This is a genomic window from Paractinoplanes bogorensis (assembly GCF_018829635.1).
GTDB lineage: Bacteria > Actinomycetota > Actinomycetes > Mycobacteriales > Micromonosporaceae > Actinoplanes > Actinoplanes bogorensis.
Genome location: NZ_JAHKKG010000003.1, coordinates 471,965 through 490,092 on the forward strand (window position 1 = coordinate 471,965; position 18,128 = coordinate 490,092).

Here is an 18,128-nt window from a genome sequence, read left to right on the forward strand (position 1 = left end):
TAGCGCAAGAGCTAAGTATTGACGACCACCCGGTCGCGGCCGCCCCGCTTGGCCGCGTACAGCGCCTGGTCGGCATCGTGGATCAGGGTGTCGGTGGCCGACGTGGAGGCCAGCCCGACCGAGACGGTCACCCGGTGATGGCGGCCGTCGCCGACCGGGATCGGCTGGTCGGCGACGCTGAGCCGGATGCGCTCGGCCACCCCGTACGCCTCCCCGGGGTCGCTCTGCGGCAGCAGGACGGCGAACTCCTCACCGCCGTAGCGGGCGACCAGGTCGCCTTCCCGCACCGCGCGGGCCAGTCGCCGGGCCACCTCGACCAGCACCCGGTCGCCCCCGTCGTGCCCGTACGTGTCGTTGACGAGCTTGAAGTGGTCGATGTCGAGCAGCAGCACGCTCAGCCCGTCCCCGCTCCGCTCGTGCCGGGCCGTCTCCGATTGCAGGGCCTGCACGAAGTAGCGCCGGCTGCGCAGCCCGGTCAGCTCGTCGGTGATGGCGGTCTGCCGGTGCGCGCCGACCAGGCCCGCCATCCGGCCCAGCACGAGCAGGATGACCACGATGCATGCGGTCGCGCCGACGACGATGTGCGGGGAATCGCCGCGATAGTGCTGCACGATCATGCTGATGGGCGCCAGAACGGCGGCCCCCGCGAGCAGCGCGAGGCGCCCCCACGTGGCGTCCGGGGTGACGGTGGCCGAGCGTTCCGCCATCCGGGGCAGGTCGGGGTGCAGCAGCGCCGCCGCGAACAGGAAACACCCGCACATCCAGATGGCGTCCAGGTAGTTGCCGGTGTGGTAGGTCCCGGCCAGCGCCTGGATGCTGTACGTGCAGTCCGCGTAGAGCAGGGTGCCCAGATAGCCGCCGATCAGCTTGAGCGGCAGCGTGCGCGGGCCGGCCCCGAGCATGAGCCGGGCGCCCACGGTGATCAGCATGAGGTCGCCGACCGGATAGGCGACGGCCACCGCCCACGAGAAATTGTCGGTCTGGATCCGTGCGGTCGGGACGATCACGAACTCGTACGTGAGGTAGGCGGCGCTGACCGCGACGATGGCGGCGTCGATCACGCTGGCCAGGTCCCACCCGGGGGTGCGCCGGCGGATGACGACCAGGAACGCCCCGGCGATGAACGGGAAGAGCGCCAGGTAGAAGAAGTCGGCGATGCTCGGGTAGGGCGCCGAGCCCTCGAGCAGCGAGATCGTATAGAAGATCAGGTCGCCGGTGACCGAGGACAGCCCGCCCGCGGCCACCAGCAGCAGCATGGTCCGCAGGTGCGGGTACCGCCGCGCGGCGATCAGCGCGGTCACCCCGAGGGTGCCGTTGGCGCTGGCGTAGACGACCACCGCGACGCCGTCCGACCACTGGCCCGGCAGCTGCAGGAGCCCGTAGTAGAGCAGCACGATGAGCGGCGCTACGCCGATGATCAGCCGCCAGGCCCTGGTCACCCTGTGATCGTCTCTTCTCAAGGGGGCGTTCAGGGCGGAAATCCGCACCTACCTCACGAAGGGCGGTGCTTGCTCCGGGGCCTCCGGGACGCCAGGGTGGCGGGATGACAACGGACGAGCATCTGCGGCGCTGTGTGGAACTCGCGGCCGAGGCCCTCGAAGCCGGCGACCATCCGTTCGGCTCGCTGCTGACCGGCCCGGACGGGACCGTGCTGGCCGAGGACCGCAACCGCGAGGTCAGCGCGAACGACCCGACCGCCCACCCCGAGTTCGCGCTGGCGCAGTGGGCCGCGGCCAACCTGACCGCCGGCGACCGTGCGGCCAGCATCGTCTACACCTCGGGCGAGCACTGCCCGATGTGCGCGGCCGCCCACGGCTGGGTCGGGCTCGGCCCGATCGTCTACGCCGGATCGAGCACCCAGCTCGCCGCCTGGCGGGCCGGCTGGGGTCAGGAACCGTCGCCGGTCGCGGTGCTGCCGATCGAGCGGATCGTCCCCGGCCTGCACGTCACCGGCCCGGTCGCGCCGTTCGACGAGCAGATGCGCGTCCTGCACGAGCGGGCGGCGAAGCGATGAGCGGCGAGGTGAAGCAGATGCGGCTGATCGTCGAGGTCGAGGACTTCGACGCCGCGGTGGCCTACTTCCGCGACGTGCTGGGGCTGGGGGAGGAGGCGGCGTTCAGCGGCGACGGCGACGAGCGGGTGATGATCCTGCAGGCCGGCCGGGCCACCCTCGAACTGGCCAACCCGGCCCACCGCCGCTATGTCGACGAGGTCGAGGTCGGCCGCCCGGTCGCGCCGCGCTTCCGGATCGCGTTCGAGGTCGCCGACGCTTCCTCCGGTACTGCGGCTGCTGCGGCGGCGGGAGCCGAGATCGTCGCGCCGCCCACCGAGACGCCGTGGCGATCACTCAACTCCCGCCTGGAGGTGCCCGGCGACCTGCAGATCACCCTCTTCCAGGAGTTGTCCTAAGCAGTGATCAGCCCGATCCCGGCTGCCACCAGCCCGATGGTCAGGCAGGCCGCGCCCGCCCAGAGCAGCGCGATCAGGCCGTTGGGCTGTTTCGGGTCCTTGCCGGCCACCGACAGGAAGAACCCGGCCGGCATCAGGATCGCGGCGAACAGCACGCCCGACGAGAGGGCCGACCAGGGCTGACCGACGTCGTTGGCGTCGGTCAGGATCAGGACGAGCAGACCGAGGATGACCAGCACGCCGGCGTGCGCGTGCCCGGCCCGGAAGAACGAGGTCTGCAGCGCGTTGGCCGGAGCCTGACCGCGCACCACACGCAGCAGGAACGTGCCACCGTAGGCGATACCGACGACCGTCAGGAGCACGACCCCGGCGGTGATCCGATGAGCGTCATCGAGCATGCCTTCACTGTGGACCCGCCCCGCCCGGTCCACAACCTACGGCCCCGCCGTGCCGGCATTCGCCTTTACAGCCCGAGTGCGACCGGGTCGGCGGGCGTCCCCGAGGTGAGCAGCTCGGTCAACGGCGTGACCAGGTCACGCGGCGAGAACAGGTCGGATCCGGTGTAGGCGGCGATCTCCGCCGGCGGCCACCAGCGAAACTCTGCGATGAACTCGGCGGCCAGCTGGTCGTCGCTGAACTCGCCCCGCGGCTCGAAACGCCCGGTCCGCACGAGGAAGTAGTCGTTGACGATGCCGTCGTACCCGCGCGCCACATCGGCCCCGACAACCACCTGATGCCAGACGTGCGGCGGATCGCCGGGGATCACCAGGCCGGTTTCCTCCAGCAGTTCCCGGCGCAGCGCGGTCATCCGGTCCTCGCCGGCTTCGACGCCACCACCCGGCGCGGCCCAGACGGCCAGTGCCCCGCCCGGAACCGCCGGATGCGGAAACACGAACCGGCACAACAGCACCCGTTCTTCCTCGTCGAGAATGATCGCGCGAACGGAGCTCCGAAGATTGAGCGGCATGCCCCGCATCCTGATCCCGGACGCGGGACGCCGCAAGCGTTGCTGGACTCGTCGCGGGCCGGGTCAGGGGACCACTTGCAGGGGCGGTCCGGACTCGAGGCCGAGCACCGTGCCTTGGATCAGGATGACCGCGGCAAGCAGCCGATAGTGCCCCGGCGCGGGCGCGGTGAACTCGAGCGTGGCGTGATGAACCGGCTCGCCCGGCCCCATCCGGTCGACGGTCGCGGTGAGAACCTGAGCACCGGTCTCGGTGGTGGCCACCACGTGAGCGAGAAAGGCCGGCCCGGCAGCCATCGTGCGGGCCGCACCCGCCCCGGCGAGCCCGAACGTCATCCGCGCCGACAGCCGGTCAGGTTCCGTGGGTGAGCGCCTCTCGAGCATGGCAAACCGCAGATCAAGAATCTCCACCCGTACGTCATCCACAGGCTCACCCGCCACGACGGTGTCCGGTGCGGGGCAGTCCACGAAATACTGGTGGCCGCCCTCCTCACCGAGCCCCGGATCGTGGTCCCCGTTGGTCGGCACCACGCTGCCCCGAACCTCGCCGTCCTCCCCCGGAAACACCGTGACGATGTACGCGGGATACGCCGTCCGCCGCGCGGGCGGCTCGAAGTCAGCGTGGATGTCATCCAGGCCGGTGCCCACACTGCTCGCCCGAGGTCCCATCCCAAACCGAGCAAACGCCGCCCACAGAACCTCTTCGTCGCCATCCCCACCCGCGCCGGCCGTGTCACCCGCGTTGCCCGCGCCGGCCGAGTTGCCCGCGCCGGCCGAGTTGCCCGCGCCGGCCGCGGTGCCGCTCGTGCCCGCCGTGCTGCGCATGTCACCCGCGCTGCTTGAGTCGCGTGTGCCGGCTGCTCTGCGTTCGTCGCTCAAGGCGGCCAGCATCGCGTCCCGCATGTCGAGGAATCCGGGGTTGGCGGGGGCGAGCTTGAGTGAGTCGACGACCAGTTGCATCGTGCGCTGGTCCGAGCCGAGCCTGTGCGCGATCTCGAGCAGCGTGGCGCACCAGATCTCGCCGATCGCATGGGCGTCGGTGTAGCGGCCCTGCCCGAGTTGGCCGAAGTCGCCGGGATGGTCGCCGTCGTAGCGGTGGCCGCGGATGCCGTCGGGCCGGTTCGTGGCCCAGGCCGCGATGACACCGGTGTCCAGCAGTCGGCAGGCGAAGAAGTCGCTCCAGCCCTCGGCCAGTCCGGCGCTCTGCGGCTCGTCCAAGGCGTGGCTGTTGCCGGCCCCGCCGACCAGCCGGCTCGTGACGACGTGGGTGTACTCGTGGAACATGATCGAGGCGTCCAGCGCGGTGTGCCGCCCGGTAGCGGCGACCGGGCCCAGGCGCAGCACCGGGCCGCTTCCGTCGGCCGTGGCGGGGTCGAGCGAGACATCGCCCGGCAGCGGGTCGGGATGGACCCGGACGTCCAGCGGGCCGAGGTCGGGGACGCCGAGCGCGGCGAACACGTCGCGGGCACTGGAGGCGAGCGCGAAAGCGTTGACGACCCACTGTTCCTCGCTGTCCGGATGCGGGTCGAAGGTGAGCGTGCCGTCGACGTGCCGTCCCAGCACCGGGACGCCGGAGTCACCGAACCGGGCGGTGACACCGGTGCCATTGGTGTCCTCGCCCAGGAGCCAGGGGCTGGGGGAGAGCGGACCCAGTCCGTACGCGGAAAGGGGCCTCGGGAAGGTGATCTGCTCGCGCGGGATGTCACCGTTGACAAGGAAGACCTTGCCGGTCGCCGTCACCGACAGCGCGGTCGGCCGCGCGTACAGGATGTCACCGGTGTCAGCGTCGACCAGGACGGTGGATCGGGGCAGGTCGACCAGCCACGCCAGGGTCAGGTCGCCGGTCGCGCGCGGGAACCAGGTCAGGCGCGCGATGACCGGGCCGGGCGTCAAAACCGTCGGGCGCTCAGCACCGTCGAGCCGCGCGACCACAACAGCCGGGCCGGGCCGCGCGTTGTCCCAGGCGGCGACAACGGCCGCCTCGGCCCGGAGCCGCGGGGTGACGGTCGCCGCGTCGTCGATCGGGATCGTGCGTCCGGCGGTGGACGTCGCGCCGGCCGGGTCGAAGCGTACGGCCAGGTCGGCGTGGAAGACCCGGACACCGAGGTGGTGCTGGTGCAGGTGGACCGTACGGGAGCCGGAACTTGTCGTTTCGACGGTCGGGTCGGCGAGGAGCTCACATGCCGGATGCAGGGCGAGAGCGCGGCCGATGATGCCGGTCATGGGGATCCTCCCGGGCGGAAGGCGGCCACCGATGACACCGGTGACCGCCTGGGCGCCTACTCGGCGTAGACGAGGTACCGGACGGGGACGTTCTCCAGCACCTTGAACGAGTCGAAATCGACGATCGTGCTGGCGAAGGCCGCGTACGGCTGGGACGCCCCGACGATGTCGGCCGTGAAGTTGGCCTCGAAGAGAATCGGGTCGGGACCCGGCTGCGGGGCCGTGAACCAGAACGGCAGCACGGTCAGCGTCGCGGCCGGCGCCCCGAACACGTCCTGGATGTGCGCGTCCGGGCCGTTGCTCACCGCGGTGAGGTTGATCTGCTCCATGCTGACCCGGTACGTCCGGTTGCTCAGCTGCTTGGTCGGCGGGACCGCGAAACCGTGCGGGACGTCCACCGTCGAGTTGACGAACAGGAACGCCAGGATGAGCGCCGGTTCGCCGCCGGCCAGGATGCGGCTGGGCTGGTACGGCGGCGGGCCACCGAACTGGATCGGCGTGGTGGCCAGCAGGTCGAAGGCCACGTACGGCCCGACCGTCGGCTGCCCGATGTCGACGCTGCCCGTAGCCGCCCGGTTCTCCAGGGCGGCTACGACCTGTCCGGCGTACTTCTCGCCGAGCTCGGCCGCTTTCTGCACCATGTCATCGGTGACCTGCGGCATTGACGTGCCTGAGTGAGCCAGGAGCTGCTCTTGTGTGGTCATGGTCCGGGACCCTCCGTCCTCGAAGTCCGTGCGGGAGCACGGCTGCTCGTGGACAGTTCCAACCCGTGCTTAGCCGCGCTGGTCACAGCGCTTAACCGCGGGCCCGGTCGGATTTAAGCGCCCGCCGCACGTTTGGCACATCCAAGGCGTTTTGCCTGTACGCGGTGGGGGAACCCACTCAGCCCCGTCGAAGTCGCCGTGGGGATGTCAGCCTCCCGACACGACATTCGAGGAGCGCGCCATGGCACGACCGCACGAGATGGTGGTGACCGGGTCGAGCGAGTCCGGAGCCGAGGAGTGGAGTTGCCACAGCTGCGGACGGCGGGTGCTGCTGCGCTGGCCGCCGCATCACGAACGTGTCGTCCTCGACCCCGGTGACGAGGGTGTCGTCCACGTCGGCGGCCGGGTCGGCGGATGGCTCAACGCCCGCGAGCTGCGCTGGCTGAGCGACAACGGTATCGCCTGGGCCTAGACGGTCTCGTGGCGCCGGATCCGCTCGTAGAGCTCCTGCGTGGCCGGGCTGGGTGACACGCCGAGTTCGGCCCGCAGCGCGGCCGTGCACGCGCGGTGCTGCAGGAGCGCCAGGTGCGGATAGCCTTGCCGGCTGTGGCAGCGCATCAGCCGCCGGTGCACCCGCTCGCGGCACGGATCCTGATGCAGCAACCGGGTGCACAGCTCGGCCGCGGCGGCGTACCGACCGGCCTCGAAATAGCGGTCGCCGAGCCGGTCGAGCACCTCGAGATTGGTCAGCCGTAATCGTTCCCGCAGCAGCACGGGCCACTCCTCGTGCCGTACGTCGGCCAGGAACCCGCCGCGATAGAGCCACGCGGCCGTCTCGTACCGCCGGGTCGCGTTCTCGAAATCGCCCGCCGTCTCGAGCCGCTGGCCGTCGCCGACCAGTTGCTCGAACTCGTCGGCGTCGAGCCAGAGCCGCAGGGCCGGGTTCAGCCGGTACGCGTTCGCCCCGAACTCGATCACCGGCCGGTCGGTCGCCGCCCGGAACGCCCGGCGCAGGGTGTGCACGGCGACGTTCAGGCTGTTGCGGGCCGCCTGCGGGGTGGCCCCCGGCCAGAACAGGTCCATCAGCATGTCCCGGGTCGGCCACGGCTGCCGGTGAGTGAGCAGGTAGGCGAAAAACGAACGCGTTCGTCCACCCCGCCACGGCTCGATCGGCACGTCGTCGACCGCCGCGCGGAACGTGCCGAGCAGGTGGACGGCGAGAACCGGCCCGTCTTGGCCCATGCCTCATGATGCGGCCGGTCCGGCGCGTTCGGCCGGGTCGGATCAACGACCGCTCTACCATCCACGGATGGCCATCCCCGTCATCCTCGACTGCGACCCCGGTCACGACGACGCGCTCGCGCTGATGTTGGCGACAGGCGATTCCCGCGTACGCCTCCTCGGCATGACCACCGTGGCCGGCAACCAGACGCTCGACAAGACCACCCGTAACGCGCAGCGGATCCTCGCCCTGGCCGGCGCCACCGACGTCCCGGTCGCCGCGGGCAGCGCCCGTCCGCTGGTCGGCGAGCTGACCGTGGCCGCCGACATCCACGGCGCGTCCGGGCTCGACGGTCCCGACCTCTCCCTGCCCGTGGCCGACCTGGCCGACGTGACCGCCGTCGAGCTGATGCGGCGGCTCATCACGGCGTCGCCCGAGCCGGTCACGCTGATCGCCACCGGCCCGCTGACCAATGTGGCGCTGCTGCTGCGCACCCATCCCGAGGTCGCCGCGCGCCTGCACCGCATCGTCTTCATGGGCGGCTCGACCGAACGGGGCAACACCACGCCGTACGGGGAATTCAATATCCTGACCGATCCCGAGGCGGCCGACATCGTGCTGCGCTCGGGCCTGCCGCTGACCATGGTCGGCCTCAACGTGACCCATCGGGCCCTGGCCACCACCGAGATCATCGAGGCGTTCCGGGCCCTGGGCACCACGCCCGGGCGGGTCAGTGCCGAGCTGATGACCTTTTTTGCCGGGGCCTACCGCCGTACGTTCGGCTTCGAGCACCCGCCCGTGCACGATCCGGTGGCGGTCGCGCTCGTCCTCGACCCGACCATCGTCACCACCGTCGCCGCGCCGGTCGCGATCGAGCTCACCGGCACCCACACCCGCGGCGCGACGGTCGTCGACCTGCACGGCCGTACGGGCGCCGCGGCCAACGTCGACGTAGCCGTGGACATCGACGTCGACGCCTTCTGGCGGCTCCTGCTGAGCGCGGTCGCTACGCTCCAACCATGATCGTCTCGGCCGCGAACACGCTGGTGGACTTCTGCGCGCTGCGCGACATCGACACACCGGACGACGGCCGCTACGACGTGGCCATCCTCTTCGGCGGCAGCATCCTGGCCGGCGCCGAGGCCTTCGCCCGGACAAACGCCGACTGCCGCATGATCGTCGGCGGCCAGGGCCACTCCACCGACGCCCTGTGCCGGAGCACCGGCTGGCCCGACGCGGACGGCTTGACCGAGGCGGCCATCTTCGACCGATACCTGCGCACCGAGTACGGCTTCCGGGCCGACCTGCTGGAACACGAGTCGACCAACTGCGGCAACAACGTGCGCAACGCCCTGTCCCTGCTCACCACCGAGGGCGTCCCGCACACCCGAATCCTGATCATCCAGGACGCCTCGATGCAGCGCCGCATGGACGCCGGCTTCCGCCTGCACGCCCCCGACACGCAGGTGGTCAACTACGCCGCCCACCGCACCCATTTCGACGCGGCGGGCGCTTTCACCGACCCACCGCGCGGTATGTGGCCTCCCGCCCGCTACCTGTCCCTGCTGATGGGCGAGATCCCACGCCTGACGGACGACACGAACGGCTACGGCCCCGTGGGCCGCGGTTTCATCGCCCACGTAGACGTGCCACCCACTGTCGCCGACGCTTACACAGCCCTGCTCAACGCCGGCGCCGGCGCCCCTCGCTCCGCCGACCAACGCTGGGCGTGACCTAGCCAGGCCCACCCGCACGTCAGAAGGCCACCCCGTCCGCGGCGCCGTCCGCACGGTGCCCGTTTGTTGGTTGCGTGTTCGCACGCTGCGCGTTTGCGCGTTGACCGTGCGGTTGGCCGCGCGATTGTCCGTGGCGGACGGGCGACGGTGGACGTAGCACCACTGTTGGTTGTCAGGTCTGCCGGATCGAATGGAGGGTGTCGCCGGGCGGAGCATGGCCGCATGCCTAATGTGCGGGCGCTTGGGAGCGGGCTTCTGGTCGCGGTGTTGGGGCGGGATCGGGTTCGGCCTGGTCATGCTGCCGTTCTGAGCTGGGCGTTTGTCTTGGCGGGGCTGGGCTGCGCGGTGGTTGTCTGGCACGGGCTCGGCGGGGTTGCGCTGGACGATCCGACTACGTTGGTTCGGCTGGCACTCGTAGTCGGCGTGGCCGGTCCGCTCATGCTGTTGCCGCGGTGGCCGCTTGTTGCCTGGCGGATTGCTGTTGTGGGCACGCTGCTCAACCTGCCGGGCCAAGTTGCGCCGGATGGGCTGTCGTGGCCGTGGCATCCGGTGCAGCCGGTGATTCTTGGTGGGCTGGTGCTTGTTGTTGCGCTGGTTCATCGGTCGGCCACGGTGTTCTGGATTGCGATGCTGAGTGTGGCGACCACGATCGCTCATCTTCCCGCGGAGCGGGCGCGCGTTCTGGTTGCCGCGATCATCGTGGTTGCGGTGGCCGGCGATCAGGTGCGGCGGCGGTTCGAGGTGTATCGCCGCCGGGCGGTGCGGCTTGATGCCCAGCTCGTTGCCGAGCGCGAACGGGCCGAAGTTGCGCAGGAGCGGCATGCCGTGCTCGCGGAACGGCAGCGGATTGCCCGTGAGATGCACGATGTGGTCGCTCACCACATGTCCATGATTGCTGTGCGGGCCGAGACTGCGCCCTACCGGCTGGGCGATGAGCCGGACGACCGGGATGCCGAGTTCGTTGCGATTGCCGGTGCCTCGCGGTCGGCTCTGCAGGACATGCGGCGTCTGCTCAGCGTCCTGCGTAGCGACTCGGCCGACACCGCATCGCCGCCGTCACCGGGGATGGCCGACATTCTCGCCATGACCGAGGCGGCACGCGCGTCTGGCCTGGATGTCGCGCTCGACCAGGACTCGGGGACGGTTCCGCCGCTGGTCGGCCGGACCGCCTATCGCATCGTGCAGGAAGGGCTGTCCAACGCCACTCGCCACGCGCCCGGTGCGGCCATCCGGGTCCGGCTGTCCGTAGATGAGCGAGCACTGCACATAGTTGTCCGCAACGCCCCTGGCGAATCGCTGACGAACGAGCGTTCGCGTACCGCCGACGGCCTGGGCAAAGCTGCGGCCGGACCGTCGAGAAGTGAGAGCGGCGGCCACGGAATCGTCGGGATGCGGGAGCGTGTCCGCGCGCTTGGCGGGACTATTTCGGCTGGGCGGTGCGACGACGGCGGCTTCGAGGTTCGGGCTGAGCTGCCGCTCGCGTGATCAGGCCGGCCGCGACCAGCTCGACCGTTACGGCGGCGGCAATCGCCTCTACGGCCAGCAGGGCTAGCAGCACCAGCAACTGGGTCGCGCCGGCCTGGATGGCGGAACCGCCGCCCAGCATCACGCCGACGAACGCGCCGGGCAGTGTGACTAGGCCGACCGTCCGGGTCTGGTCGAGCGCGGGCACCAGCGCTTGACCCGCGGTCGGGCGGACGACCTCCAAGGCGGCGTCGCGGGGCAGGAAGCCCAGGGCCAGGGCCGCCTCGTACTCGCCGTGCCGGTCGCGCAGTTCGTCGAGGGCGCGGCGGCCGGCCAGCGACGTCGCGGTCATCGCCCCGCCGATCAGGATGCCTGCGATCGGCAGCACCGCGACCTCGGTCAGCGGCATGGCGCCGGTGGCCACGATGAGCGCCCCGGCCGGTAGCGCCCCGGCGGCGATCGGGAGGATGACCATCCACCCGAGCCGGAGTGTGCTGACCCGGCGGGCCGAGGTCAGCGCGGCGACCAGCACCATCAGCACGATGAACCCGGCCGTGGCCCACCATGACCGCAGCACCGCGGCGATGAGCAGCGAGACCAGCCCGAGCTGCGCGACCGCCCTGAGCGAGGCCGTGACGACGGCCCGGCTGACACCGAGCCGCCCGATCACCGCGGCCGCCACTGCTACCAGCACCAGCGCCGCCAGCACCACACCGAGCACCGGCCCGACCGATACCGTTCCTTGATTCACTACGCCACCCTGGCACCTCCGCGACGCAACGGCGAGCGCCGGGAGTGGCTGAGCGCCGGGAGTGGCTGAGCGCCGGGAGTGGCTGAGCGCCGGGAGTGGCTGAGCGCCGGGAGTGGCTGAGCGCCGGGAGTGGCTGAGCGCCGGGAGTGGCTGAGCGCCGAGAGCGGCCGACCGCCGAGAGCGGCCGACCGCCGACCGCGACGAAGAGGCGACCGCCGAGCGCGGCCGAACCGAGCTATGCGTCAGCGGAGGCGGAGGCGGAGGCAGAGGTGGAAGCGGAAGCGGAGCTGGTCGCCGCCGCCGTGTGGTGGGTCACGTATTCGAGGACGTCGGGCGCGGCCAGCGGTTTTGCGTACAGGAAACCCTGCCCGGTGTGACAGCCCAGCCGCTGCAGTTCGGCCGCCTGGTCGGCCGTTTCGATGCCCTCGGCCACCGTGGTCAGGTCGAGGATCCGGGCCAGGCTGATCACCGCCTCGGTGATGGCCGAGCCCTTGCTGGTGTTGTCGAGCTCGGCGACGAAGCTGCGGTCGATCTTCAGGATGTCGACCGGTAGGCGGCTCAGGTATTGCAGGGACGAGTATCCGGTGCCGAAGTCGTCGATTGCGATGCGGATGCCGTGGGCGCGCAGGGTTTCCAGGGCGGGGATCGCGACGCGGTCGTCCACGATGGCCGACTCGGTGATCTCCAGGACCAGGCGGTGCGGGGGCAGGCCGGTGCGGTCGAGCACGCCGAGGACCGCGGCGACCAGGCCGGTGTCCTGCAGTTGCCGGGCCGAGAGGTTGACGCTCGCGTACGCGTCGCCGGGCCAGCCGTGCGCCTCGCGGCAGGCCTGTTCGAGCACGTACAGGCCGACGCCGTTGATCGTGCCGGTGCGTTCGGCGATCGGGATGAAGTCGAGCGGGGCGACGATGCCGCGCAGCGGGTGGTGCCAGCGGACCAGGGCCTCGGCGCCGATCGGGTGGCCCGTGGCCAGGTCGATCATCGGCTGGTAGAGGACCCGCAGCTGGCCGCTGGCGACCGCGTTCTCCAGGTCCTGGCCCAGCGCGTCGTCGTCGGCCCGGCGGTCGAGCATGCCGGGCCGGTAGATGACCAGGTCGTGCTGGCCGGCCCGCTTGGCCTGATACATCGCGACGTCGGCGCGGTGGCGGAGGTCGTCGGCGGTTTCACCGACATCGGCGAGAGCGAGAGCCGCGCCGATGCTGGCCCGGGCGGTGACGGTGCTCTCGCCGACCCGGACCGGGTTGTCGGCCGCCGTGGCCAGGATGCGGCGGGCCAGGGCCACCGTGTCGGCTTCGGTGGTCACGTCGTGCTGCAGCACCACGAACTCGTCCCCGCCGATCCGGCAGGCCACGTCGGTGCTGCGGATGCTGCTGCGCAGCGTGGCCGCGAACTCGAGCAGCAGCAGGTCGCCGGTGTTGTGGCCGTAGGTGTCGTTGACCGCCTTGAACCCGTCGAGGTCGATCAGCAGCAGCGCCACCGGCTCGCCCCGGCGCAGCGCCTGGCTGAGCCGCCGGTGCAGGCCGACCCGGTTGGTCAGGCCGGTCAGCGGGTCGGCGGTCTCGTGCTGGCGGCTGTCGTGCAGCGAGACGATCTGGCGGACGGCGACGCCCGCGGTGACCACGGCCAGGCCGAGCACCAGGCCGCCCCAGGTGGTGATCTGGCCGTCCCGGACGGTGACCGCGACCAGCAGGGCCAGGCCCGCGGCGACCGCGCCGTACGGCAGGTAGGAGAACCAGGCCGGAGCCCACGGGCGGTGCGCGACGGTGTCCGCGGCGGGCCGCCCGGCCAGCCCGCTCTGCCACATCGCGGCGAGCATGATGCAGGTCATCGCCACGACGTTGCTGATGGTGGCGTGCAGGGGGCCGGTGGCGTGGTTGCCGTCGTCGCCGATCGCGCTGAACAACGCGTCGGAGATCAGGAACAGGCTCAGCCCGCCGGTGAAGAGGGCCACCGGACGCGTACGCCGGTTGAGCCCGCCCCGCAGCACCACGGCTGAGACGCCGATCAGCAGCAGCAGGTCACCGAGCGGGAAGGCGATCGTCAGCGGCCAGCGCGACCAGTCGTGGGTGGTGACGATCCGTGATTGCAGCACGAAGTCCCAGACGTACATGAAGCCGCAGCCCAGCACGGCCGTCGCCTCACCGGCCAGCCCGGCCCGCTGCCAGCCGCGCAGCCGCTGCGCCGGGAACGCCAGCGCCGCCAGAGCGAACGTCGCGTACATGGCCATGCCGCAGACCGACCCCACCCAGAACCAATACGCCCGGCCCGAGCTCGTGGCCTCGCCCATGGCCGCGTTCGTCGCCGCCGCGAGCACGTTGCCCGCGGCCACCAGGCGCCACGCGGCTCGATCGCCGCCCCGCGCGGCCCGCAACGCGAAGATCGCACCGACCAGGTTCAGGGGACCCAGGGTCGCCGCCGTCAACATCTGCCGCTCGGCGGGCAACAGCACCGCGAGCACCTGCAGCACCACGACGCCGGCCACCATCGCCGCGGCACCGAGCCGGATGCCGGAGCGCCGGGGAGGCGAGCTGACCGTCACCCCCTTCTGTTCGGCATCGATCCGGCCGCACTAAGGGCGTAATAGGATGAGCGGCACGGTCCGCGAGCGCGAAAGACACTGCATGCATATCGATTTCGCCCGGTCGCACAGGTCGCGTCTCGGGATCGAATGGGAGCTCGCGTGCGTCGACCGGCGCAGCGGTGAGCTGTCGCCCGCCGCCCCCGAGCTGCTGGCCCGGCTGGGCCGCACCGAGGGCTTCCCGCACGTGACGACCGAGCTTCTCACCAACACGATCGAGCTGGTCAGCGCGCCGCATGAGCGGGTCGCGGACGCCGTGGCCGACCTCACCGGGCTGGTCGAGCGGGTCGGCGCGGTGGCCGAGCCGCTGGGTGTCGACCTCGTCTCGTCCGGCACCCACCCGTTCAGCCAGTGGTTCCAGCAGCAGGTCACCCCGGGTAAGCCCCGCTACGACACGCTGATCGACCGCACTCGCTGGTGGGGCCGGCAGATGATGATCTGGGGCGTCCACGTGCACGTCGCCGTGGAGGACCGGCGCAAGGTCTTCCCGATCGTCGACGGCCTGATGACCTATCTGCCGCACTTCCAGGCGTTGAGCGCATCGAGCCCGTTCTGGGCGGGGGAGAACACCGGCTACGCGTCGAACCGGGCGCTGATGTTCCAGCAGTTGCCGACGGCCGGTCTGCCGCCGCAGTTCACCGACTGGGCCCAGTTCGAGGCGATGGTGGCCGACCTGCGGCACGTCGGCGTCGTCGAGGAGCTGACCGAGCTGCGCTGGGACATCCGGCCCGCCCCGAAGTGGGGCACGGTCGAGGTCCGGGCGTTCGACGGCATCTCGACCGCTCGCGAGATCGGCGCGCTCGCCGCCCTCACCCAGTGCCTGGCCGAGCACTTCTCGCGCGAGCTGGACGCCGGCCGCGAGGTGCCGAGGCTGCAACCGTGGTTCGTGCGCGAGAACAAGTGGCGGGCCGCCCGCTACGGCATGGACGCCATCATCATCCAGAACGCGGTCGGCGACGAGCGGCTGGTCACCGACGACCTGGCCGAGCTGCGGCCGGCCCTCGAGCCGATCGCCGCCGACCTGGGCTGCGCCGGCGAGCTCGACGACCTGCGCGTGATCATCGAAGGCGGCGCCAGCTACCAGCGTCAGTTACGGGTCGCCGCGGCCAACGACGGCAGCCTCAAGGCCGTGGTGTCGTCGCTGGTCCGGGAGCTACGCGAAAACGCCGCCCGCGCATAAAAGCGCGGGCGGCGAAAATTCTTCTTCAGATCGGGGACTACCGGCCGATCATCGAGTTCGCGGAGACAAGGGAGTACCCCTCGGTTCGGGGACTACCGGCCGATCATCGAGTTCGCGGAGACAAAGGAGTAGCCCTCGGACTTCACGCCGGTGACGACCTGCTTGAGGTAGTCGGTCCCCAGGTAGGGGTGGTAGAAGAAGCTGGCGACGCCGTCGCGGACGACCAGGTTGCGCTCGGCCGAAGCGAGCAGGTCGCTCGGCAGGCGGGCCGGGTGGTTGTTGAACGACTCGGGCTCGACGTTGCCGATGTTCTCGGGGATGACGACCGAACCGTAGACGTCGCGGACCACGTACGGGAAGAACTGGCCGAACTGCCGGCTGTAGTCGTACTTGGCCCCGGTGAGCACGCCGGGGAAGTAGAGACCACGGTCGTAGCGCAGGCCGAAGATCGAGTTGATCGTCTGGTAGTCGACCGCGCTGCCGGCGTAGTGCGGGAACTCGAAGATGGTCGGGGTGCCGAGGCCGGCCGCCGCGAAGACCAGGCCCGAGGCCACCACGCGGCTGGTCGTCCAGGCCGCCGAGTCGCCGGGCACCGGGCCGTCGTAGATCACGTTGTTCGCGCTGTCCACGTGGGCCATGTAGAACTCGAAGTCGTTGGCGCTGACCCCGTCGTACGGGTTGGCGACGTTGCCGTACTGGTGCGTGTAGCCGTGCATGAGCAGCGTGCCGCCCTTGCTCTGCATGTACTTCAGCGCGGCGACGACCTTCGGCTTGTTCAGCAGCGTGTAGTCCTGCGCCTTGCCGCCGTTGTTGACACCCTTGGGGTCGCGGTAACGCGGGTAGACGGCGACGGTGAACGGCACGGACTGCGACGACAGGTAGTCGGCGACCGCCTTGAGCTCGGCCGGGTCGGAGTCGGGGCCGACGTCCTCGATGCGGACCAGGGCGCGGTGCTGCTCGCGGGCCACGCCGGTGGTGCCGAGCGAGTCGAACAGCAGGTCGGCGAACGCCAGGTAGCGGTCGTCGTGGGTGACGTACGAGAACGGGATCTCGCCGACGTAGGTGAAGTTGCCCGACGTGATCGCCCACGGGAAGGTCGACCCGTCCGGGCGTACGGCGGAAGCCAGGGTCTTGACCTTCGACGCGTCGGTGATCGACAGGTTCATGATGCCGGACTTGTTCAGGTGGTCGCGGGTCAGCTTGGCGTTCTTGTAGTCGACCTCGGTGACGTCCGCGAAGTCGAACCCGCCGCTGGTGAAGCCGTGGTCGACGGCGAACGAACCGGTCGCGGTCAGCTGCCAGATGTTGTCGTAGATCCAGGTGACCGGCTTGGTCGTGGCGGCGACGTCAGTGAGGAACGCGGCCGGGATCGGCTCGTCGTAGGTGGAGCCGACGTAGACCACGGCCGTGTAGGCGTTCAGGTCGCCGGCCTTGTACGAGCCGACCGGCGCGGCCGTCCACGTACCGAAGTGCGAGGTCAGGTTGGCCGTCTGGGTCGCGTAGACCTCACCCAGCCAGCCGTACTCGCTGGTGGTGTCGTACATGATCAGGGTCTTGGCGGTGCCACCGCCGGGGGCGGCCTTGCCGGACTTGGCGGCCGGCAGCGCGGTGACGACGGCGGCGGCGACGGGCTTGACCGCGGCCTCGGCGCCCATCGAGTTGACGGCGAAGGCTCCGAGCGCCACGACGGCGACGCCGGCCGAGAGGAGGGGCTTGGTGAAACGCATCAGCGGGACACTCCGATCATGGCAACGGGGGAGCTGGTGAGGTCGAGCAGGGCGGCGGTGGCGTGCGCGGTGCGGGCGGCGGCCAGGCCGTCCCCGTACGGGTTCCCGCCGGCCGTCATCGCGTCGCGGCGGGCCCGGTCGTCGAGCAGGGCGGACGCTTCGGCCACGATCACCGCGGTGTCCGAACCGACCAGCTTGGCGCAGCCGGCCTCGAGCGACTCGACACGCTCGGTGACGTCCCGCAGCACCAGGGCCGGGACGCCGAACGAGGGCGCCTCCTCCTGGATGCCGCCGGAGTCGGTGAGCACCAGGTAGGCCTCGGACAGCAAGCGGGACAGGTCGGGGTAGGGCAGCGGGTCGGTCACGGTCACCCGCGGCATCCCGGCCAGGCCCGCCTCGACCTGGGCCCGGACGGCCGGGTTGGGGTGGCTGGGCAGGATCACGTCGATGTCCGGGTACTTGACGACCAGCTCGCGGACGCCGGCCAGGATCCGGTCGAGCGGCGCGCCCCACGATTCGCGGCGGTGGGCGGTGACCAGCACGAGGCGGTTGGTGCTGCCGGTGCGTGCGGCGGCGACGGCCTGGTTCTCGTACGGGAGCATCCGCCCCGCCACCGCCAGCGTCGCGTCGACCACGGTGTTGCCGGTGACGAAGACGTCCTCGCCGGACACGTTCTCGTCGAGCAGGTTCATCGCGGCGAGCGGGGTCGGCGCCAGGTGCAGCGACGCGATCTGGGCGACCAGCTTGCGGTTGGCCTCCTCGGGGAACGGTGACTCGATGTCGCCCGAGCGGAGACCGGCTTCCAGGTGTACGACCGGAATCCGTCGCCAGAACGCGGCCAGTGCCCCGGCCAGGCTCGTCGTGGTGTCACCCTGCACGATCACGGCGGCCGGCGGGCGGACCTCCCAGAGCGCGTCGAGCTGGCGCACCATCTCGGTGAACAGCTCGGCCTGGCTGCCGGTGGTCCGCTCGACGGTGAGCGTGATGTCGGGGGTCAGGCCGAACGCGGCCAGCGACTGGGTGACCATCGTCGGGTGCTGACCGCTGGCCAGCAGCACCGGCTCGACCAGGCCCTGCTCGCGCATGGCGGTGACGACGGGGGCGAGCTTGACGGCCTCGGGGCGGGTGCCGCCGATCAGGTGGACTTCGGGGAGCGACATGTGGGGGGTC

General features: G+C 70.9%; 17 protein-coding genes. 7 read left to right on the forward strand and 10 right to left on the reverse strand.

Features of this window, described 5'->3' with window-relative positions:
- Window positions 1-11: 11 nt before the first annotated feature.
- Window positions 12-1,439 carry a GGDEF domain-containing protein gene (locus KOI35_RS48850; RefSeq protein ID WP_215785944.1) on the reverse strand — a complete coding sequence of 476 codons (1,428 nt, stop codon included), beginning with the start codon at window positions 1,437-1,439 and terminating at the stop codon, window positions 12-14.
- A 104-nt stretch (window positions 1,440-1,543) separates the two neighbouring features.
- On the opposite strand from KOI35_RS48850, the gene KOI35_RS10340 reads away from it, so the two are divergent.
- Together KOI35_RS10340 and KOI35_RS10345 are read left to right on the forward strand one after the other, a co-directional pair.
- Window positions 1,544-2,014 (forward strand): nucleoside deaminase, encoded by a 471-nt coding sequence (locus KOI35_RS10340; RefSeq protein ID WP_215785946.1) that lies wholly within the window; start codon window positions 1,544-1,546, stop codon window positions 2,012-2,014.
- Window positions 2,011-2,409, forward strand: coding sequence for a VOC family protein (locus KOI35_RS10345; RefSeq protein WP_246612871.1), 399 nt, complete (start codon window positions 2,011-2,013; stop codon window positions 2,407-2,409). Before KOI35_RS10340 ends, KOI35_RS10345 begins: the two co-directional genes overlap by 4 nt.
- Here the strand turns inward: KOI35_RS10345 and KOI35_RS10350 are convergent.
- The 4 genes from KOI35_RS10350 to KOI35_RS10365 all read right to left on the reverse strand — a co-directional run bounded on the left by KOI35_RS10350 (window position 2,406) and on the right by KOI35_RS10365 (window position 6,300).
- A complete protein-coding gene (locus KOI35_RS10350) occupies window positions 2,406-2,807 on the reverse strand; it encodes a hypothetical protein (protein WP_215785949.1) in 402 nt (133 codons plus the stop codon). The genes KOI35_RS10345 and KOI35_RS10350 overlap by 4 nt on opposite strands.
- Window positions 2,808-2,872: 65 nt before the next feature.
- Window positions 2,873-3,376: an NUDIX domain-containing protein gene (locus KOI35_RS10355; protein ID WP_215785951.1), complete on the reverse strand. Its 504-nt coding sequence runs from the start codon at window positions 3,374-3,376 to the stop codon at window positions 2,873-2,875.
- 63 nt (window positions 3,377-3,439) lie between these two features.
- Window positions 3,440-5,596, reverse strand: coding sequence for a M36 family metallopeptidase (locus tag KOI35_RS10360; protein ID WP_215785952.1), 2,157 nt, complete (start codon window positions 5,594-5,596; stop codon window positions 3,440-3,442).
- A 56-nt stretch (window positions 5,597-5,652) separates the two neighbouring features.
- Window positions 5,653-6,300, reverse strand: coding sequence for a hypothetical protein (locus tag KOI35_RS10365; protein WP_215785954.1), 648 nt, complete (start codon window positions 6,298-6,300; stop codon window positions 5,653-5,655).
- Between the two features lie 241 nt (window positions 6,301-6,541).
- On the opposite strand from KOI35_RS10365, the gene KOI35_RS10370 reads away from it, so the two are divergent.
- Window positions 6,542-6,772: a hypothetical protein gene (locus KOI35_RS10370; RefSeq protein WP_215785956.1), complete on the forward strand. Its 231-nt coding sequence runs from the start codon at window positions 6,542-6,544 to the stop codon at window positions 6,770-6,772.
- Here KOI35_RS10370 and KOI35_RS10375 read toward each other — a convergent pair.
- Window positions 6,769-7,542 carry an AfsR/SARP family transcriptional regulator gene (locus KOI35_RS10375; protein WP_215785958.1) on the reverse strand — a complete coding sequence of 258 codons (774 nt, stop codon included), beginning with the start codon at window positions 7,540-7,542 and terminating at the stop codon, window positions 6,769-6,771. The two genes, KOI35_RS10370 and KOI35_RS10375, sit on opposite strands and share 4 nt — an antisense overlap.
- A gap of 67 nt (window positions 7,543-7,609) precedes the next feature.
- Between KOI35_RS10375 and KOI35_RS10380 the strand changes: the two genes are divergently transcribed.
- The 3 genes from KOI35_RS10380 to KOI35_RS10390 all read left to right on the forward strand — a co-directional run bounded on the left by KOI35_RS10380 (window position 7,610) and on the right by KOI35_RS10390 (window position 10,743).
- Window positions 7,610-8,545 (forward strand): nucleoside hydrolase, encoded by a 936-nt coding sequence (locus tag KOI35_RS10380; RefSeq protein WP_215785959.1) that lies wholly within the window; start codon window positions 7,610-7,612, stop codon window positions 8,543-8,545.
- Complete coding sequence (locus KOI35_RS10385; protein ID WP_215785961.1) at window positions 8,542-9,255, forward strand: ElyC/SanA/YdcF family protein; 714 nt, start codon at window positions 8,542-8,544, stop codon at window positions 9,253-9,255. Before KOI35_RS10380 ends, KOI35_RS10385 begins: the two co-directional genes overlap by 4 nt.
- A gap of 225 nt (window positions 9,256-9,480) precedes the next feature.
- Entirely contained in the window at window positions 9,481-10,743 is a 1,263-nt protein-coding gene (locus KOI35_RS10390) for a sensor histidine kinase (RefSeq protein ID WP_215785962.1), read from the forward strand.
- On the opposite strand, the gene KOI35_RS10395 is transcribed toward KOI35_RS10390, so the two are convergent.
- Window positions 10,679-11,473 carry an ABC transporter permease gene (locus tag KOI35_RS10395; protein ID WP_215785964.1) on the reverse strand — a complete coding sequence of 265 codons (795 nt, stop codon included), beginning with the start codon at window positions 11,471-11,473 and terminating at the stop codon, window positions 10,679-10,681. The two genes, KOI35_RS10390 and KOI35_RS10395, sit on opposite strands and share 65 nt — an antisense overlap.
- A 235-nt stretch (window positions 11,474-11,708) precedes the next feature.
- On the reverse strand, window positions 11,709-14,012 hold the full coding sequence (locus KOI35_RS10400) for a putative bifunctional diguanylate cyclase/phosphodiesterase (RefSeq protein WP_215785966.1): 2,304 nt from the start codon (window positions 14,010-14,012) through the stop codon (window positions 11,709-11,711).
- Between the two features lie 82 nt (window positions 14,013-14,094).
- Between KOI35_RS10400 and KOI35_RS10405 the strand changes: the two genes are divergently transcribed.
- Window positions 14,095-15,231 carry a glutamate--cysteine ligase gene (locus tag KOI35_RS10405; protein ID WP_215785967.1) on the forward strand — a complete coding sequence of 379 codons (1,137 nt, stop codon included), beginning with the start codon at window positions 14,095-14,097 and terminating at the stop codon, window positions 15,229-15,231.
- A gap of 92 nt (window positions 15,232-15,323) precedes the next feature.
- Here the strand turns inward: KOI35_RS10405 and KOI35_RS10410 are convergent, their stop codons facing one another.
- A complete protein-coding gene (locus KOI35_RS10410) occupies window positions 15,324-16,958 on the reverse strand; it encodes a DUF2334 domain-containing protein (protein ID WP_215785968.1) in 1,635 nt (544 codons plus the stop codon).
- Window positions 16,958-18,118 (reverse strand): non-hydrolyzing UDP-N-acetylglucosamine 2-epimerase, encoded by a 1,161-nt coding sequence (gene wecB, locus KOI35_RS10415; protein WP_215785972.1) that lies wholly within the window; start codon window positions 18,116-18,118, stop codon window positions 16,958-16,960. The genes KOI35_RS10410 and wecB overlap by 1 nt, the downstream gene beginning before the upstream one ends.
- Window positions 18,119-18,128: the final 10 nt, after the last annotated feature.

Excerpts from the sequence above, each read along its gene's own strand:
- KOI35_RS10390 (WP_215785962.1), top strand. The coding sequence starts at position 9,481 with ATGCCTAATGTGCGGGCGCTTGGGAGCGGGCTTCTGGTCGCGGTGTTG.
- KOI35_RS10355 (WP_215785951.1), bottom strand. The coding sequence starts at position 3,376 with ATGCCGCTCAATCTTCGGAGCTCCGTTCGCGCGATCATTCTCGACGAG.
- KOI35_RS10345 (WP_246612871.1), top strand. The coding sequence starts at position 2,011 with ATGAGCGGCGAGGTGAAGCAGATGCGGCTGATCGTCGAGGTCGAGGAC.
- KOI35_RS10350 (WP_215785949.1), bottom strand. The coding sequence starts at position 2,807 with ATGCTCGATGACGCTCATCGGATCACCGCCGGGGTCGTGCTCCTGACG.
- KOI35_RS10380 (WP_215785959.1), top strand. The coding sequence starts at position 7,610 with ATGGCCATCCCCGTCATCCTCGACTGCGACCCCGGTCACGACGACGCG.
- KOI35_RS10370 (WP_215785956.1), top strand. The coding sequence starts at position 6,542 with ATGGCACGACCGCACGAGATGGTGGTGACCGGGTCGAGCGAGTCCGGA.
- KOI35_RS10410 (WP_215785968.1), bottom strand. The coding sequence starts at position 16,958 with ATGCGTTTCACCAAGCCCCTCCTCTCGGCCGGCGTCGCCGTCGTGGCG.
- KOI35_RS10365 (WP_215785954.1), bottom strand. The coding sequence starts at position 6,300 with ATGACCACACAAGAGCAGCTCCTGGCTCACTCAGGCACGTCAATGCCG.
- KOI35_RS10405 (WP_215785967.1), top strand. The coding sequence starts at position 14,095 with ATGCATATCGATTTCGCCCGGTCGCACAGGTCGCGTCTCGGGATCGAA.
- KOI35_RS10375 (WP_215785958.1), bottom strand. The coding sequence starts at position 7,542 with ATGGGCCAAGACGGGCCGGTTCTCGCCGTCCACCTGCTCGGCACGTTC.
- wecB (WP_215785972.1), bottom strand. The coding sequence starts at position 18,118 with ATGTCGCTCCCCGAAGTCCACCTGATCGGCGGCACCCGCCCCGAGGCC.
- KOI35_RS10340 (WP_215785946.1), top strand. The coding sequence starts at position 1,544 with ATGACAACGGACGAGCATCTGCGGCGCTGTGTGGAACTCGCGGCCGAG.
- KOI35_RS10360 (WP_215785952.1), bottom strand. The coding sequence starts at position 5,596 with ATGACCGGCATCATCGGCCGCGCTCTCGCCCTGCATCCGGCATGTGAG.
- KOI35_RS10385 (WP_215785961.1), top strand. The coding sequence starts at position 8,542 with ATGATCGTCTCGGCCGCGAACACGCTGGTGGACTTCTGCGCGCTGCGC.